We start from the raw sequence: 504 nt of genomic DNA on the forward strand, positions 1-504 counted from the left end.
CAGGGCGATTAGCTCAGTTGGGAGAGCACCTCCCTTACAAGGAGGGGGTCACTGGTTCGAGACCGGTATCGCCCACCACTTCAACTTAAGTGTTTCGTTTTCAAATTCCCTTTGATTTTAAGTCTCAAGTGGGCGATTAGCTCAGTTGGGAGAGCACCTCCCTTACAAGGAGGGGGTCACTGGTTCGAGACCGGTATCGCCCACCACTTAAGACTAAAATCATAAACTTCAAATGGCGATTTTTCGTATCTGAAGGGCGATTAGCTCAGTTGGGAGAGCACCTCCCTTACAAGGAGGGGGTCACTGGTTCGAGACCGGTATCGCCCACCATCTATTTAGTATCAAAGCCTAAAACTTATATCATAATCTAATAACCCCTTTAAAGTCATAACTAAAAAGGGAAAATAAATTGTAGAAGATCAAACCTAATCTGACAGTCCCCCGTTTTAAATTACCGTGTCTGTCAGATTAATTTGAGCTTAAATTCTTTTCCACCCAAATCCG

3 tRNA genes are annotated in these 504 nt (G+C 44.4%); all 3 read left to right on the forward strand.

Annotated elements, in window-relative coordinates:
* Positions 1 to 2 precede the first annotated feature (2 nt).
* The 3 genes from EDC41_RS06395 (at position 3) to EDC41_RS06405 (ending at position 330) form a co-directional block, all read left to right on the forward strand.
* Positions 3 to 78, forward strand: a tRNA-Val gene (locus EDC41_RS06395).
* A gap of 52 nt (positions 79 to 130) precedes the next feature.
* Positions 131 to 206: transfer RNA gene (locus tag EDC41_RS06400), tRNA-Val, on the forward strand.
* A 48-nt stretch (positions 207 to 254) separates the two neighbouring features.
* Positions 255 to 330 (forward strand) — tRNA-Val (locus EDC41_RS06405).
* Positions 331 to 504 lie beyond the last annotated feature (174 nt).

The organism is Mannheimia haemolytica (genome assembly GCF_004342115.1).
Classification (GTDB): domain Bacteria; phylum Pseudomonadota; class Gammaproteobacteria; order Enterobacterales; family Pasteurellaceae; genus Mannheimia; species Mannheimia haemolytica.